At 67.3% G+C, this 15,005-nt stretch carries 19 protein-coding genes and 1 other RNA gene; 6 read left to right on the top strand and 14 right to left on the bottom strand.

Annotated elements, in window-relative coordinates; all coding sequences use genetic code 11:
• Window positions 1–94: 94 nt before the first annotated feature.
• Window positions 95–2,089 carry a bifunctional DedA family/phosphatase PAP2 family protein gene (locus EZ304_RS07360; RefSeq protein ID WP_142806681.1) on the bottom strand — a complete coding sequence of 665 codons (1,995 nt, stop codon included), beginning with the start codon at window positions 2,087–2,089 and terminating at the stop codon, window positions 95–97.
• A gap of 85 nt (window positions 2,090–2,174) precedes the next feature.
• Here EZ304_RS07360 and EZ304_RS07355 point away from each other — a divergent pair, with 85 nt between their 5' ends.
• Together EZ304_RS07355 and EZ304_RS07350 are read left to right on the top strand one after the other, a co-directional pair.
• Window positions 2,175–2,837 carry a serine/threonine-protein kinase gene (locus EZ304_RS07355; RefSeq protein WP_142806680.1) on the top strand — a complete coding sequence of 221 codons (663 nt, stop codon included), beginning with the start codon at window positions 2,175–2,177 and terminating at the stop codon, window positions 2,835–2,837.
• A 14-nt stretch (window positions 2,838–2,851) separates the two neighbouring features.
• Window positions 2,852–3,340 carry a DUF2867 domain-containing protein gene (locus tag EZ304_RS07350; protein ID WP_278252902.1) on the top strand — a complete coding sequence of 163 codons (489 nt, stop codon included), beginning with the start codon at window positions 2,852–2,854 and terminating at the stop codon, window positions 3,338–3,340.
• 51 nt (window positions 3,341–3,391) lie between these two features.
• On the opposite strand, the gene EZ304_RS07345 is transcribed toward EZ304_RS07350, so the two are convergent.
• A complete protein-coding gene (locus EZ304_RS07345; RefSeq protein ID WP_099552950.1) occupies window positions 3,392–4,075 on the bottom strand; it encodes a hypothetical protein in 684 nt (227 codons plus the stop codon).
• A 108-nt stretch (window positions 4,076–4,183) separates the two neighbouring features.
• Here EZ304_RS07345 and EZ304_RS07340 point away from each other — a divergent pair, with 108 nt between their 5' ends.
• Window positions 4,184–5,002 (top strand): SDR family oxidoreductase, encoded by an 819-nt coding sequence (locus tag EZ304_RS07340; RefSeq protein WP_142806679.1) that lies wholly within the window; start codon window positions 4,184–4,186, stop codon window positions 5,000–5,002.
• A 60-nt stretch (window positions 5,003–5,062) separates the two neighbouring features.
• On the opposite strand, the gene EZ304_RS07335 is transcribed toward EZ304_RS07340, so the two are convergent.
• Window positions 5,063–5,935: an ion transporter gene (locus EZ304_RS07335; protein ID WP_099552952.1), complete on the bottom strand. Its 873-nt coding sequence runs from the start codon at window positions 5,933–5,935 to the stop codon at window positions 5,063–5,065.
• A 63-nt stretch (window positions 5,936–5,998) separates the two neighbouring features.
• On the opposite strand from EZ304_RS07335, the gene EZ304_RS07330 reads away from it, so the two are divergent.
• Window positions 5,999–7,225 carry an acetylornithine transaminase gene (locus EZ304_RS07330; protein WP_010484016.1) on the top strand — a complete coding sequence of 409 codons (1,227 nt, stop codon included), beginning with the start codon at window positions 5,999–6,001 and terminating at the stop codon, window positions 7,223–7,225.
• 53 nt (window positions 7,226–7,278) lie between these two features.
• Here EZ304_RS07330 and EZ304_RS07325 read toward each other — a convergent pair whose 3' ends face one another.
• Window positions 7,279–7,881 (bottom strand): HAD-IA family hydrolase, encoded by a 603-nt coding sequence (locus EZ304_RS07325; RefSeq protein ID WP_099552953.1) that lies wholly within the window; start codon window positions 7,879–7,881, stop codon window positions 7,279–7,281.
• Window positions 7,882–8,003: 122 nt separating this feature from the next.
• Here EZ304_RS07325 and azu point away from each other — a divergent pair, with 122 nt between their 5' ends.
• Window positions 8,004–8,453 carry an azurin gene (gene azu / locus EZ304_RS07320; RefSeq protein ID WP_142806678.1) on the top strand — a complete coding sequence of 150 codons (450 nt, stop codon included), beginning with the start codon at window positions 8,004–8,006 and terminating at the stop codon, window positions 8,451–8,453.
• A gap of 70 nt (window positions 8,454–8,523) precedes the next feature.
• Here the strand turns inward: azu and hemL are convergent, their stop codons facing one another.
• Both hemL and thiE read right to left on the bottom strand, forming a co-directional pair.
• Window positions 8,524–9,813, bottom strand: coding sequence for a glutamate-1-semialdehyde 2,1-aminomutase (hemL, locus tag EZ304_RS07315; RefSeq protein WP_099552954.1), 1,290 nt, complete (start codon window positions 9,811–9,813; stop codon window positions 8,524–8,526).
• Window positions 9,814–9,829: 16 nt separating this feature from the next.
• Entirely contained in the window at window positions 9,830–10,456 is a 627-nt protein-coding gene (gene thiE / locus EZ304_RS07310) for a thiamine phosphate synthase (RefSeq protein ID WP_142806677.1), read from the bottom strand.
• Window positions 10,457–10,490: 34 nt separating this feature from the next.
• Between thiE and EZ304_RS07305 the strand changes: the two genes are divergently transcribed.
• Window positions 10,491–10,715 carry a rubredoxin gene (locus EZ304_RS07305; RefSeq protein ID WP_080354805.1) on the top strand — a complete coding sequence of 75 codons (225 nt, stop codon included), beginning with the start codon at window positions 10,491–10,493 and terminating at the stop codon, window positions 10,713–10,715.
• Between the two features lie 59 nt (window positions 10,716–10,774).
• Here the strand turns inward: EZ304_RS07305 and EZ304_RS07300 are convergent, their stop codons facing one another.
• From EZ304_RS07300 to EZ304_RS07265, 8 genes are all read right to left on the bottom strand, one after another.
• On the bottom strand, window positions 10,775–11,620 hold the full coding sequence (locus EZ304_RS07300) for a SirB1 family protein (protein WP_005410904.1): 846 nt from the start codon (window positions 11,618–11,620) through the stop codon (window positions 10,775–10,777).
• Between the two features lie 135 nt (window positions 11,621–11,755).
• The gene (locus EZ304_RS07295; RefSeq protein ID WP_099552956.1) at window positions 11,756–12,202 is read right to left on the bottom strand and encodes a DUF192 domain-containing protein; all 447 of its coding nucleotides are present in this window, start codon (window positions 12,200–12,202) and stop codon (window positions 11,756–11,758) included.
• A gap of 21 nt (window positions 12,203–12,223) precedes the next feature.
• Window positions 12,224–12,871 carry a ribose-5-phosphate isomerase RpiA gene (gene rpiA, locus EZ304_RS07290; RefSeq protein WP_006389802.1) on the bottom strand — a complete coding sequence of 216 codons (648 nt, stop codon included), beginning with the start codon at window positions 12,869–12,871 and terminating at the stop codon, window positions 12,224–12,226.
• A 22-nt stretch (window positions 12,872–12,893) separates the two neighbouring features.
• Window positions 12,894–13,373: an EVE domain-containing protein gene (locus EZ304_RS07285; protein ID WP_099552957.1), complete on the bottom strand. Its 480-nt coding sequence runs from the start codon at window positions 13,371–13,373 to the stop codon at window positions 12,894–12,896.
• On the bottom strand, window positions 13,370–13,963 hold the full coding sequence (locus EZ304_RS07280) for a 5-formyltetrahydrofolate cyclo-ligase (protein ID WP_142806676.1): 594 nt from the start codon (window positions 13,961–13,963) through the stop codon (window positions 13,370–13,372). Before EZ304_RS07280 ends, EZ304_RS07285 begins: the two co-directional genes overlap by 4 nt.
• An 83-nt stretch (window positions 13,964–14,046) precedes the next feature.
• A non-coding RNA gene (ssrS, locus tag EZ304_RS07275) (6S RNA) lies at window positions 14,047–14,232 on the bottom strand.
• A 153-nt stretch (window positions 14,233–14,385) separates the two neighbouring features.
• The gene (locus EZ304_RS07270) at window positions 14,386–14,682 is read right to left on the bottom strand and encodes a cell division protein ZapA (protein WP_005410899.1); all 297 of its coding nucleotides are present in this window, start codon (window positions 14,680–14,682) and stop codon (window positions 14,386–14,388) included.
• The gene (locus tag EZ304_RS07265; RefSeq protein ID WP_005410898.1) at window positions 14,679–14,900 is read right to left on the bottom strand and encodes a TIGR02449 family protein; all 222 of its coding nucleotides are present in this window, start codon (window positions 14,898–14,900) and stop codon (window positions 14,679–14,681) included. Before EZ304_RS07265 ends, EZ304_RS07270 begins: the two co-directional genes overlap by 4 nt.
• Window positions 14,901–15,005: the final 105 nt, after the last annotated feature.

The following is a 15,005-nucleotide window of genomic DNA, read 5'->3' as shown; positions in this document are numbered from 1 at the left end:
GCCATCCACGCATGGCGTGGATCTACACCGCCGGGCATGGCCCGGCGCTACCCGTCCGCGTTCCGGTAGCGCCGGGCCATGCCCGGCGGATCCATCACGGCTGCGTCTTCAACCGCAGCACCGGCAACCCGGTTTCGCTGTGCACATCCTCGCGCTGCGGCAGGTCCTGCACGGCTTCCTTCACGGCATTCAATGCCGGGTCGACACCGCGCAGCGGGTGCCACATGCCGATCCATTCGAAGTGGCGCTCGTAACGCAGGGTCTGTGCACTGCCCAGCCACAGCGGCGTGTTGCCCGGCTGCAGTTGCGCGGGTGCCGGCCACAGTCGCAGCACGTAGCGCTCATCCGGCTTTGCACCCTGGCGCACCATCAGCAGTGCTTCCACGCGGGTGTCCAGCGTGGCTGGCAGCACCGGCAGTTCGTCGGCGCCGGTGTTCTTGTCCAGCATCAGCAGCGCCTGCTGCCAGCCGGCCTGTTCCTGCCGCTTCCAGCCGCGCGCTTCCAGCTGTGCCTGCAGTGGCGCCAGCGGCCCGGCCACCTGCACGTCCAGCGGCCAGCGCTGATCATCGTCGAATTCGTTGCGGCGTGCCGGCAACTGCGCCCAGTCGTGCTGCCACCAGGCCTGCATGTCCATCGCCTGCGGGGCCGGCAGGGTCGGTTCGAAGCGTTCCAGCTTCACCGGAATGTGGCGTGGCGCGTACCACATCGCCGCCACGGCGAAGACGCCGTAGAACAGCCAGGCGACCGGCTTCACCCAGAACGAGCGGTTGAAGCGGCGGCGGTAGGCGATGCCCAGTACCAGCAGCCAGAACGTGCCGAACAGCATGCCGCCGATCACGTCGCTCAGCCAATGCGCGCCCAGGTACAGGCGCGAGAAGCCGATCAGGCTGACCACGATGCCCGAGACCAGGTACGGCCAGACGCGGGTGCGGCCGGGCATCTCGCGTGCGATCAGCACCGCGAAGAAGCCGAAGGTGATGGTGGCCATGGTCACCGACACCGACGGGAAGCCGAAGCCACTGCTGGCATCGACCGGCCGCACCACATCCACGGTGGCGCCGAGCAGCATGGTCAACGCCAGGCCGAAGGCCAGGGCCGCCAACCAGTGCGCGGCGGCCATCCAGCGCCGGCGCCAGATCAGGTAGCCCATCGCCGCGGCCGTGGCCGGCAACAGCACCTGCCAGGCGCCGAGCGAGGCCAGGGCCGCCATCGGGTAGTCGGCCAGAGGATTACGCAGCGCCAGCATGGCCTGGTGCACCAGCAGGTCGATGGCCAGCGGCTCGCCGTGTGCGACTACCACGGTCAGCAGCGCGAACCAGCCCCAGCCCAGCAAGAGCAGCATCAACGCCAGCATCGCCAGCGGCACCGATTCGCGGCGCTTCGGGTCCAGCACGCCGACGGTGTAGCGGCCCAGCGTCGGGTGGCGGTTGGACCAGTCCAGCAGGCGTGCCAGCCAGTTGTCCATGCGTGCGGCCGACCAGCGGTAGCCGTACAGCACGATGGCCCAGACCAGGCCAAGGATCACCGCGAGCAGGCCGACCACCACCACCAGTCGACCGGCCACGGCAGCCACCGCGTCATACGCTTCGCCGAGGATCCAGCCGGGGGCCAGGAACAGCACTGCCCAGGAAATGCTGGCGATGCCGCTGGCCTGCACATAGCGGCTGGCGGGCATCTTCATCATGCCGGCGATGGCCGGCACGAATGGGCGGATCGCGCCAACGTAGCGCGCCACCAGGATGCTCTTGAATGCATTGCGGCGGAACAGGTTCTCGCCACGGTCGAGCAGCTGCGGATAGCGGCTGAACGGCCAGATGCCGCGCAGTCGATCGCCCCAGCGACGGCCGATCCAGTAGCTGATGCCATCGCCGGCAAACGCACCCAATGCCGCAGCCGCCACCGCGTACGGCCCGGAGATCTGGCCCAGGCCAATGAACACGCCCACCGCGAACAGCAGCGGCAGGGCCGGCACGATGGCGCCGAGAATGATCGCCGCATCGCAGAAGGCGATGAGGAAGATAACGGCACCCGCCAGCACGGGGTGAGCGGCAATCCACGCGAGGGTGGCGTCGATCCATGAAGAGTCCATTGCCCGATTATAGGGGCGTGAAGGTGACTGGTTCCCAGCCGCTTCGTGACCGTTTGCAACCGGCGCCATCGCCTAGAATGGGGGCATGCCGCATATGCCAGACGCTCCCCACCATGCTTTGAAGGCCGACAGTTTCGGTCAGATCCTTCTGGTTGAAGGGCCCGACGGCCGGTTCGTACGCCGCGATCTGGGCGCCACGCCGCTGTGGCTGCGGTTGCCCGCGTGGTGGCTTGCACGTCGCGAGGCGCGCGCGCTGCGCCATATCCATGGCATGGCCGATGTGCCGCAGCTGCTGGCCTGGGATGGCCGCCACCTCGACCGCAGCTTCATGGCCGGCGATGCCATGTACCAGCGTCCGCCGCGCGGCGACCTGGCCTGGTTCCGTTCCGCACGGCGCCTGCTGCAGCAGCTGCACCGCCGTGGCGTGGCCCACAACGATCTGGCCAAGGAGGCCAACTGGCTGGTCACCGAGGATGGCCGCCCGGCGCTGATCGACTTCCAGCTGGCGGTGATCGGCAACCCGCGCTCTCGCTGGATGCGGCTGCTGGCCCGCGAGGACCTGCGCCACCTGCTCAAGCACAAGCGCATGTACTGCCGTGAATCGCTCACTCCGGTGGAAAAGCGCGTGCTCAAGCGTACCTCGTGGGTGCGCGAGCTGTGGTTCGCCACCGGCAAGCCGGTCTACCGCTTCATCACCCGCCGCATCCTGCACTGGGAAGACAACGAGGGGCAGGGATCGAAGCCGTGAGTGCATCGCAGGTGATGAGCGCCCCGCCCAGCGCGGGCAGCGTGCTGCTTGCTCAGCTGCCCGGTGCGGAGTTCGTGCACGCCTGCCAGGCCACCACCCGGCGCGACGGGCGTACCGCACTGCAGGCCTACCGCGACATGGCGGCGACCATTCCCGGCTGGTTCGATGGCCTGATGGCACTGCGCAACCACGGCATGCGCCTGCTGGGCATGAAACATCTGGGTTCGTTGCGGGCGGTGCAGGACACTGTCGATCCGGCTCCCGGCCAGCGGCTGGGCATCTTCACCCTGCAGTCGCTGGATGACGATGCCATCGTGCTGGAAGACGATGATCGCCACCTGCGCGTACAGCTGGCCCTGCAATGGCAGGGCGACGTGCTGGAAGTGGCGACGGTGGTGCACACGCACAACGCGTTCGGGCGCCTCTACATGCTGCCGGTCGCGCCCGTGCACAGGTTGATCGTGCCGCATCTGCTGCAGAAGCAGGTGCAGGCGTACCGGTGACGCGACACTGCGTCCGCCGGGCGTGGCCCGGTGACACGCGGCGTTTCCGGGCTACGGCGTTGCCGGTACCACCTGCTGGCCGATGAAGTTGCGCTTGGCATCGAAGTCATAGGCGATCTGCAGCTGGCCCACGTCCGGGCAGGCGTGGCAGTCGCGCAGCGGTGTGCGGTACAGCAGGCGGATGCCGCCACCCTCCAGCGGTGTCGCTCCGGCCGACTGCGCAGGCGCGAACGGCGTGGCCTGCGGATTGGCTTTCAGCAGCTCCTGCACGACCGGGTCGGCACGCAGTGTGTCGTCCAGCTGCACGGCGTCCACATCGATGCGCTTGCCGCCGGCGTCGACCAGGCGGGTGCCTTCGTTCGTGTTGGCGCGGAAGGGATACTCGACCGTGGCAATGCCCAGCCCCTCGTTCTCATGCCAAGCGGTGACATACGCCAGTTCCCCGGCGCTGGACAGTTGCTCGGCGGCCGTGATCGCCTCGGCGCTTGCTCCCCCCGCACGCATCGCATCGCGCAGGCAGTCGCGGGTGGCGGCAGTCTCGCCCTGGCGGCATGCGTTCAGATCGCCATCCCAGACCACGGCTTCGCTCCAGCGCATCTTTCCGTCGGCGGCGGCCTTCTCCGCGCTGGGCGCGTCACCGGCGGGCGGCTCCTTGCCGGGTTCCGGCGAACGGCCCTGGCAGGCAGTCAGCAGAACAAGCCCCAGGGCAGGCAGCAACAGGCGGGAACGGCGCATGGCGTGGACCTCGTGCGTTGTCTGGAGGCCCGAGTATCGTCAAGGCCGGGTGAACTCCGCGTCGGCGCGGCATACTAGCGGCTCATTGCATACGCTGGAGTGTGGAACGTGGGCAGTCTGCAGGGCAAAACCCTTTTCATCACCGGTGCCTCGCGTGGCATCGGCCTGGCCATCGCACTGCGTGCTGCGCGCGACGGCGCCAACGTGGCCATCGCGGCCAAGTCGTCGGTGCCGAATCCGAAGCTGCCGGGCACCATCCACAGCGCTGCCGAGGCGGTAACGGCGGCCGGCGGCCAGGGCCTGGCGCTGAAGTGTGACATCCGCGAGGAAGAGCAGGTACAGGCCGCAGTTGCCGCCACGGTCGATACCTTCGGTGGCATCGACATCCTGATCAACAACGCCAGCGCGATCTGGTTGCGCGGCACGCTGGATACGCCGATGAAGCGTTTCGACCTGATGCAGCAGGTCAACTCACGCGGCAGCTTCCTGTGCACGCAGGCCTGCCTGCCGTACCTGCTGCAGGCGCCGAACCCGCACATCCTCACCCTGGCACCACCACCGAGCCTGGAGCCGAAGTGGTGGGCACCGCACACCGGCTACACGCTGGCAAAGATGGGCATGAGCTTCGTCACCCTGGGCCTGGCTGCGGAGTTCGGTCCGCAGGGTGTGGCGGTGAACGCGCTGTGGCCGCGCACGGTGATCGCCACCGATGCGATCAACATGATTCCGGGCGTGGATGCGGCCGGTTGCCGCACGCCACAGATCATGGCCGACGCCGCGCATGCGGTGCTGGTGCGCGAAGCGGCCGGCTTCCATGGCCAGTTCCTGATCGATGATGAAGTGCTGGCGCAGGCCGGCGTCACCGATCTTTCGGGCTACGCGGTGGATCCGTCGCGGCCGTTGCTGCCGGACCTGTTCCTGGATTGAGGCGCGGGCATCCACGTGTGACCGCCCACGGGTAGCGCCGGGCCATGCCCGGCGAACCCCTCAATGGTTGAACGCATCCGGCAGTTCGCCGCCGCACTTGCGGCAGTGCCGTGCATCCGGCTCGTGGCCTTCCAGCCCGCAATGCGGGCAGCCGCGCGCATCACGGCGCGCGGCCAGCTCGGCTTCGCGCATGGTGCTGGCCAGTTCGGCGGTGTAGATGCCGGTGGGCACGGCGATGATGCTGTAGCCGATCAGGATCAGTACCGAGGTGACGAAGCGGCCGAGCACGGTCTGCGGCACGATGTCGCCGAAGCCGACCGTGGCCATGGTCACCACCGCCCAGTACATGCTGGCCGGGATATTGGTGAAGCCGTGTTCGGGGCCCTCGATCACGTACATCAGCGCACCGGCGATGATGGTGATGGTGATCACCGTGAACAGGAACACCAGCACCTTGCGCCGGCTGCGCCACAGCGACGTCATCAGGACGCCGCTTTCCTCGATGTAGCGGGTCAGCTTGAGGATGCGGAACACGCGCAGGATGCGCAGCGCGCGCACCACCAGCAGGCTCTGCGCGCCGGGGATGAACAACGACAGGTAGGCGGGCAGGATCGACAGCAGGTCGATGATGCCCCAGATGCTCACCGCGTAACGCAGCGGGCGCTTGACCACCGCCAGCCGCAACAGGTACTCGGCGGTGAAGATGATCGTGAAGCCCCATTCCAGGATGTACAGGCCGGTGGACCATTCGGCATGCAGGTGCTGCACGCTGTCGATCATCACCACCAGGATGCTGGCGACGATCGCCACCACCAGGAGCAGGTCGAAATTGCGCGAGGGTCGCGAGTCGTGGCGGTAGATGATGTCGAACCACCGACGGCGCCAGCCGGTCTCGGTGGCGGGGTTCAGCTGGGGGGCGGAAAACGGTCGCATGGGCGCATTGTGCCGCAGGGGTTCCGGCGCGAGAATGGGGATTCCTGAACCCTGCCGACTGCCATGACCGCCGCTACCGATCCGCTGATCTCCCTTTCGCACTATTACCTGCCGGTCTACAAGCCCCGCCAGGTGGTACTGGAGCGAGGCCAGGGCGCCCGCGTGTGGGACAGCCAGGGCCGTGAGTTCATCGACCTGGCCGCCGGCATCGCCGTGTGCGGGCTGGGCCACAACGATCCGGACCTGGTGGCCGCGCTGGTCGAGCAGGCCGGCAAGCTCTGGCACACCAGCAACGTGTTCTACAGCGCGCCGCCGCTGCACCTGGCCGAGGAGCTGGTGAAGGCCAGCCGCTTCGCCGAGCGCGTGTTCCTGTGCAACTCCGGCGCCGAAGCCAACGAAGTGGCGATCAAGATGGTCCGCAAGTGGGCCTCCAGCCAAGGGCGCCCGGCCGACAAGCGGGTGATCATCACCTTCCGTGGCAGCTTCCATGGCCGCACCATGGGTGCGGTGACCGCCACTGCCCAGCCGAAGTACCAGGAAGGCTACGAGCCGCTGCCCGGTGGCTTCCGCTACATCGATTTCAACGATGAGGTGCAGCTGGAAACCGCGATGGCCGCCGGCGACGTCGCCGCGGTGATGCTGGAGCCGATCCAGGGCGAGGGCGGCGTGATGCCGGCCAAGTCCGGTTTCCTCAAGCGCGTGCGTGAGCTGTGCGACCAGCACAACGCGCTGCTGGTGCTGGATGAGATCCAGGCCGGCATGGGCCGCACCGGCACCCTGTTCGCGCATTGGCAGGACGACGTGGTGCCGGACATGGTCACCCTGGCCAAGGCACTCGGCGGCGGCTTCCCGATCGGCGCGATGCTGGCCGGCCCGAAGGTGGCCGAGACCATGCAGTTCGGCGCGCATGGCACCACCTTCGGCGGCAACCCGCTGGCTGCTGCGGTGGCCCGCGTGGCACTGCGCAAGCTGGCCTCGGCGGAGATCGCCGCCAATGTCAGCCGCCAGTCGAAGGCGCTGCGCGATGGCTTCGCGCGCATCAACGAAGAATTCGGCGTGTTCAGCGACGTGCGTGGCCGTGGCCTGATGCTGGGCGCAGTGCTGAGCAAGGACTTTGCCGGCCAGGCTGGCGCGATCCTCGACCACGCTGCCGAGCAGGGCCTGCTGACCTTGCAGGCCGGCCCGGACGTGCTGCGTTTCGTGCCGTCGTTGAACATCACCGACGAAGAAGTGGCCGAAGGCCTCAAGCGCCTGCGTGCGGCGATTGCTGCGTTCATCGCAGCGCGCTGAAGCCATGGCAGTGGGGTCGGATCCCTCTCCTGCGGAGAGGGCTCTGACCCCGATCAGCTCACCGCGTAACGCTTCAACACCTTGCCCAGTCCACGGCCATCGCGCACGGTTTCCGCATGCAGGCCGGCGGCGCGTGCACCGCGCACGTTGGCGAACAGGTCATCGACGAACAGCGTGTGTGCAGGCGCTGCATCGAGCATCTCCAGCGTGCGCAGGAACACCTCCGGTGCCGGTTTGCGCAGGCCGAAATCGGCGCTGCAGAACACGCGACCCAGCAGGGCAGGGAACAGCTCCGGCAGCAGGGCAGGCAAGGCCTGCTTCATCAGTGCGCCATTGTTGGTCAGCACCGCCATCGGCAGCTGCAGGGCCTGCAGCCGTTGCAATACGGCTGGCTGCGGATGGCTGGCGGCCCGTCGCGCCGCGGTCCATGTAGCCACGTCGACAGTCGTGCCCAGCAGCTCCCCCAATCGCGCCAGATAGGCCGGGCCATCCAGCGCGCCATTGTCATGCGCGGCTTCCAGCCCGCTGTCGTACAGCGCAGCCTGCACGGCCTGCGTCGGAACCCCCAGCGCCCGCGCCAGGTGCAGCACACGCTGCGCGCGCTGGTACTGCACCAGCACGCCATCCACATCCAGCAGCAACAGATCGATCCGCATCGGCCGAGCATGCCATCGTGGCCGATGTGCGGAAACCCTGGAGGACGCGTGCGACAGACGGTCGCAGACACGGCTGCAGGTGCCTGCCTAGAATGGCGCTTGAACCTGCAGGAGACGCAACGATGAAGGCTTGGATGGTGGCAGTGGGACTGGGCGCGCTGATGCTGGCGCCGTCGGCGATGGCACGGGTGTGCGCGGTGAGCATCGACAGCACCGACCAGATGAGCTTCAGCAGCCGCGAGATCAAGGTCGCCGCCGACTGCTCCGCCGTGGACCTGACCCTGCGTCACACCGGCAAGCTGGCCGCCACTGCCATGGGCCACAACTGGGTGCTGACCCGCAGTGCCGATTACCAGCCGGTGGCGATGGCGGGCATGCGCATGACCCTGGCCGACAGCTACCTGCCGAAGGCTGACAAGCGCGTGCTGGCACACACCAAGGTGATCGGCGGTGGCGAGACCACGCGCGTGCGCTTCTCCACCCAGGGCCTGCAGAAGGGCGGCGACTACACCTTCTTCTGCTCGTTCCCCGGCCACTTCGCGATGATGAAGGGCAAGTTCGTCTTCGGTTGAAAAAAGGGGACGGAGGGGATTAAGTCGTTTGTGCACAAACGACTTAATCCCCTCCGTCCCCTTTTTGCGATCAGCCCTTGGCGGCCTTGAACGCCACGCGGGCGGCGGCCAGCGTCGCTTCGATCACCGCATCGTCGTGCGCGCTGGACAGGAAGCCGGCCTCGTACGCCGACGGTGCCAGGAACACGCCCTGGTCCAGCATGGCGTGGAAGAAGCGGTTGAATGCCGGGATGTCGCAGGCGGTGGCCTGCGCATAGGTCTCCACCTTCTCACTGGTGAAGAACAGCCCGAACATCGCACCCACGCAGGTGGTGGTCACGGCCACGCCCGCGTCGGCGGCGGCCGCTTCCAGGCCGGCGCACAAGCGCGCGGTGCGCTCGGCGAGGTCGGCATGGAAACCCGGCTGCTGGATCAGCTCCAGCATTGCCAGGCCGGCGGCCATCGCCACCGGATTGCCGCTCAGCGTGCCGGCCTGGTAGATCGGGCCGGCCGGTGCGATCTGCTGCATCAGCTCGCGGCGACCGCCGTAGGCACCCACCGGCATGCCGCCGCCGATGATCTTGCCGAAGGTGGTCAGGTCCGGGGTGATGCCGTAGTGCGCCTGTGCACCACCGAGGGCGACGCGGAAGCCAGTCATCACTTCGTCGAAGATCAGCAGCGCGCCATGCTTCGTGCACAGTTCGCGCAGATGCTGCAGATAACCGTCGCGCGGCGGAATGCAGTTGGCGTTGCCGACCACCGGTTCGATGATCAGGCCGGCGATGTCGTCACCCTGCTGCTCGAACAGCGCAGTGGCGGCTTCGAAGTCGTTGTAGGGCAGGGTCAGGGTCAGTTCGCTCAGGCCGGCTGGCACGCCCGGCGAGGTCGGTACGCCCAGGGTCAGCATGCCGCTGCCTGCCTTGACCAGGAACGAGTCACCGTGGCCGTGGTAGCAGCCCTCGAACTTGACGATGCGGTTGCGGCCGGTCGCACCGCGGGCCAGGCGGATCGCGGACAGCGTGGCCTCGGTGCCGGAGTTGACCATGCGCACCATCTCGCACGACGGCACCAGGCGGGTGATGGTTTCGGCCATGGTCACTTCCGCCGCGCACGGCGCACCGAACGACAGGCCGTTGTCGATCGCCTTCTTCACCGCCTGGCGTACCGCCGTGTGGTTGTGGCCGACGATCATCGGGCCCCACGAACCGACGTAATCGATATAGCGGTTGCCGTCGACGTCGTACAGGTAGGCGCCGTCGGCGCGCTCGACGAAGAACGGTTCGCCGCCAACCGACTTGAACGCACGTACCGGCGAATTGACGCCGCCCGGCAGCAGCTGCTGGGCACGGGAGAACAGGGCGTGGGACTGGTCGTGGTTCATGGGGCTTTCCTGGGCATTACGCGAACTGGGCGAGGTAGGCGCGCTGGGTCGCGACCGGGTCTGGTGCGGCATAGATACCGCTGACCACGGCCACCAGATCGGCGCCGGCGTCGATGATGGGACCGACATTGTCCGGCGTCAGCCCGCCGATCGCCACCCGCGGCACGCCCAGTGCGGCGCTTTGCCGCAGCAGGTCGGTATGGGCGCGGCTGCTGGTGACCTTGGTGGTGGTCGGGAAGAAGGCGCCGAAAGCCACGTAGCTGGCGCCTGCCGCCACGGCCTTCTCGGCATTGGCCAGCTGGTCGTAGCAGGAGGCGCCGATGATGGCGTCAGGGCCGAGCAGGGCGCGCGCGCTGGGGATGTCACCGTCGGTGCCGCCGAGGTGCACGCCGGCTGCGCCCACCGCATGGGCCAGCGCGGGGGCATCGTTGATGATCAGCGGTACGCCGTAGTGTGCGCACAGCGCCTGCAGCGCGATCGCCTGCTCCTGCCGCAGTGCATCGCTGGCGGTCTTGTTGCGGTACTGCAGCCAGGTGGCGCCGGCGGCCAGCAGCGGCGCGGTACGGGCCAGCAGGCGTGCGGTATCGGGCTCATCCGGGGTGATCAGGTAGACGCCGCGGGGCGCCGGGGAAGCAGAAGTCATCGATGGCTACCGGTGCGTGGGCCGCAATGGGACAATGGCGGCCCGTGAATCCAGCCCCGATTATCCGATGAGCGACGCCACCCCCACCACCCTGCGAACCTGGATGTGCGTGGTCTGCGGCTTTCTTTACAGCGAAGCGGAAGGCTTGCCGGAAGAGGGTATTGAGCCCGGGACGCGCTGGGAGGACATTCCCGAGACCTGGACCTGCCCCGACTGTGGCGTGACCAAGGCCGATTTCGAGATGGTCGAGGTCGATTGATTGGTGGGCCACCCGGCCCATCCGGTGGGTGTGGACCGTTGGTCCACACACCCACACCCTCAATGCAGCCGCGGTACCGGCCCGCCGAGGTCGATCAGCTTCTCACGCAGCCACTGCGCATCGCTGGCTTCCGGGTTGCGCTTCAGATACTGCCCCAGGTCGTGACGGGCACCGGCCAGGTACTCCAGCTGCAGGTACGCAAGGCCGCGGTCGCGCAGGGCGTCGTCCTGTTCGGGTGCCAGCTTCAACAGGCGGTCGGCGCTGCGCGCGGCACGGTCCCATTCACCGGCTTCGGCGTAGACACCATGCAGGTTGCGCAGCATGCGCATGAGGATGGCGCGTGCCGGGGCCGGGTCGAGGATCTGCGCCAGCACCTGGTCGTCGGGCATCTGCCCACCCAGGTGTGACTTGGCCCGCTCGCGCAGTTCGTCCACGTCCAACGGGCGGCCACCGTTGAACGGGTCCATCACCAGCACGCCGTCGTCCACTGGCAGGCGCACCAGGAAGTGGCCGGGGAAGGACACGCCATCCAGCGGGATCCCCAGCCGGCGCGCGACTTCCATCTGCACCAGCGCCAACGAGATCGGGTTGCCCAGGCGGCGCTCGAACACCTGGTTGAGGTAGCTGTTGCGCGGGTCGTAATACTCGTCGTGGTCGCCGCTGTAGCCCAGCTCGTCGAACAGGTGGCGGTTGATCGCCGCCATCTTCAATGGGCTGTTGTCGATGCTCTCCACTTCCGAGCGGAGGTGATCCACATGGCTCTGGATCAGCGCGTCGTAGGTGGACGGCTGCAGATCGGGGTATTCATCGCGCGCGATCAGCAGCGCGGTCGGCAACAAGGGCAGCGCCTCGTCTTCGAGGTCGGCCAGTGCATCCCAGTCGGGGAGTGTGATCCGGTCCTGCATGACCACAGACTGGCGTCATTCGCAGGCGGTTTCAAGCAGTGTCGCGTGAAAAATTCAGTGGTCAGATCCCTTTAGCTTGCGAAAGGGATCTGACCCCGGTCGGGTTGGATTGCCGGCCAGCGGCCGGCACTACCCTTATTTTTCGATGCCCGGGCCGAAGGTCAGCGCGGTGCCGTCCTTCAGCTTGAGCTTCTCGGCCTGGCCTGCATTGAGCTCCAGCACGTACCGGGCCGGACCACCGCTGGGATACGGCGGGCACATGTCGCCGGCCGAGCACGGCGGAACGTCGCGCTGCTGGCTGACCAGCCTGCGCTCGCTGTCGAAGTACAGGATGTCCAGCGCGATCCTGGTGTTCTTCATCCAGTACGCCTGCATTTCCTCGCGGTCGTGGATGAACAGCATGCCGTGGTCGGCGGCCATCTGGTCGCGGAACATCAACCCGCGCGCGCGGGTTTCATCGTTGGTGGCCAGCTCGACCTGGTAGCGGGCGCCATCCAGTTCGACCCAGTGGCGGGCCGCATCGGTGGCGCAGCCGGCCAGGGCCAGCAGCGGGAGCATCAGCAGCGAACGCAACAGCGACATCGTCAGGATCCTTCGAAAGGGTCAGAGCACGACCGGCGGCTCGCCACCGACGATCACCACATCGGCACGGCGGCGCGCGAACAGGCCGACGCAGACCACGCCCGGCAGCTGGTTGAGCTCGCGCTCCAGCTTTTCCGGATCGGTGATCTGCAGGTTGTGGATGTCCAGGATCTGGTTGCCGTTGTCGGTGACCACGCCTTCGCGCCAGGTCGGCTGGCCGCCGGTCATGTCGCGGATCTGGCGGGCGACCAGGCTGCGTGCCATCGGGATCACTTCCACCGGCAGCGGGAATTTGCCCAGCACCGGCACCTGCTTGCTCGGGTCGACGATGCAGATGAAGCGCTCGCTGGCCTCGGCGATGATCTTCTCGCGGGTCAGCGCGGCGCCGCCGCCCTTGATCAGGCACTTGTTGGCGTCGCACTCATCGGCGCCGTCCACGTACAGCGACAGGTTGCCGCTGTGGTTCAGCTCGATCACTTCGATGCCGTGCTGCTTCAGGCGCGCGGTGCTCTGCTCGGAGCTGGACACGGCGCCCTTGATGCGGTGCTGGATGCGGGCCAGGGCATCGATGAAATAGGCCACGGTGGAACCGGTGCCGACACCGACGATCATGCCGTCTTCAACGTACTCGATGGCTTTCTCGGCGGCCAGGCGCTTGGCTTCGGACATGGGAGAACTCTCAGGCAGGGAATCAGGATTTCTTTTCCAGCGACAGCAGCAGCTTCCACTGCGCGGCGGTCACCGGGAACACCGACAGGCGGTTGCCCTTGGCAACCAGCGGGAAGCCCTCGCCGAGTTCTTCGGCGTGCAGCTTGATCTCGTCCAGCGCGATCACCTGCTTGAGCTTGCGGTCGAAGCCCACGTCCACCAGCATCCAGCGCGGGTTCTCGCGCGTGCTCTTGGGGTCGTGGTAGTCGGATGTCGGGTCGAACTGGGTGTCGTCGGGGTAGGCCGGGCTGGCCACGGTGGCCAGGCCAACGATGCCCGGCACCTTGGTATTGGAATGGTAGAACAGGATGCCGTCACCCACCTGCATGCCATCGCGCATGAAATTGCGCGCCTGGTAGTTGCGCACCCCGTTCCAGGGTTCGACCTTGACCTTGGCCAGGTCATCGATGGAGAAGGCGTCCGGTTCGGACTTCATCAGCCAGTAGCGCTTGCGGGCGGTCATGCGTTCACGGGGGCAGCGGAGGGGAACAAGGTGCCGTCTTCGGTGCAGATCGCATCCACCGGCACGTCCCACGACGCCACCGGCAAGGACTCGACCTGCTGCACCGCGAACGCAGCACCGACCAGCCAGGGCGGCGCCGGCCGGTCGTGGCGGAAGGCGAAGCTGCGATCATACCAGCCGCCCCCCATGCCCAGCCGCCGGCACTGCGTGTCGAAACCCACCAGCGGGGTCACCACCAGCGCCATCTGCGCCGGTTCCAGGGTGTCTTCCAGCGCCACGTCCGGCTCGGGAATGCCGTAGCGGTTGCTGGTCAGCGGCTGCCCGGGCCGCCACGGTGCGAAGCGCAGCACGTCGCCGGCCAGCACCGGCAGGCAGTAGGTGAGTCCTTCGGGCAGCTGCAGCTGCCAGCGGTGCAGGGCGATTTCGCCATCCAGCGCCCAGTAGCCGGCCACGGCGCCTTCGCGCGGGGCGAACGGCAGGGTCAGCAGGGCATCGGCAAGCGATTCGGCGGCGGCGATGCGCTCAGCGGCGGAAAGGTCGCGGCGGCGTTGCCGCAGGTCGTGGCGCAGGGCCTGGCGCGGGTCGGTCATGGCAGCGTGCGGCAAGGATCAGCCGTCATTGTGCCGGAAAGAACAAGGGCGACGCCCGAAGACGCCGCCCTTGCTGGAATATTGCATTCTCCGCAATGTCGATGCATGCGAAACGACCTTGAACCCGGGGGCTCAAGTGGGAACGCTGGAGAACCATCGGGCTTCCCGCTACAAGGCGGACCTGCACTCCCGGCGCTGTCGCGCTCCCGGTGTCGTTCTTAAGGGACAAGGCGAATGTTTGCACATGCCGTCGAGTACCGCAGAGAACGCGTGGCCATTATAGCCAGCGCGCAGGATCTGGATAGGCCGTTCGTCGGCAACAGTCCGTGCCAATTCAGATACGCGAAAAGGGGACGGAGGGAATTAAGGCGTTTCCAGCACGGAAGGGGCGAATGCGCCTTGATTCCCTCCGTCCCCTTTTTCTATGGGGTGCCGTCGATCGCGCGGTCCAGGCGCCGGTTCAGGTCGGCCAGCGTCTGCTGCAGCGCCACGGCCTGGCGGGCATTCTCGTCGCGCAGCAGCTGCAGTTCGTGAGCCAGGTTCAGCGCGGCCAGCACGGCGACGCGGTCGACGGCGGCCATGCGGTTGCTGCCGCGGATCTCGCGCATGCGCGCATCCAGCAGGCGCGCGGCGGCCATCAGGCTGTCGCGTTCGTCGCCGCCGACGCCCACGGTGTATTCACGATCGAGGATGCGGACACTGACCGGTTCGGCGCTCATGTGTGCTGCTCCAGGGATTTGAGCCGGCTGATCATTGCTTCCACCCGCGAGCGTGCCTGCTCATTCTTGGCCAGCAGCGTCGAGCGCTCGGCCACCAGCTGTTCCTGCTGGTGGCGCAGGCTGCGGTTCTCCTCGGCCAGGCGCTGGTTGCGTTCAAGCAACGCTTCCACGCGGGCGGCGAAGTCCTGCAGCTGGGCAAGGGGATCGGCGGGTTCCATGCGGGCACGATAGGCAAGCCGGGTAAGGGCGGTCAAGCGTTGTCGCAGCAAGGCTGGACGGCTGCGGAGAGGATGCCGTCGGGTTGCTACACTACCGGGTCTCAC

Source organism: Stenotrophomonas maltophilia (assembly GCF_006974125.1).
Classification (GTDB): Bacteria; Pseudomonadota; Gammaproteobacteria; order Xanthomonadales; family Xanthomonadaceae; genus Stenotrophomonas; species Stenotrophomonas maltophilia_O.
This window is presented reverse-complemented; position numbering and strand designations above follow the sequence as displayed.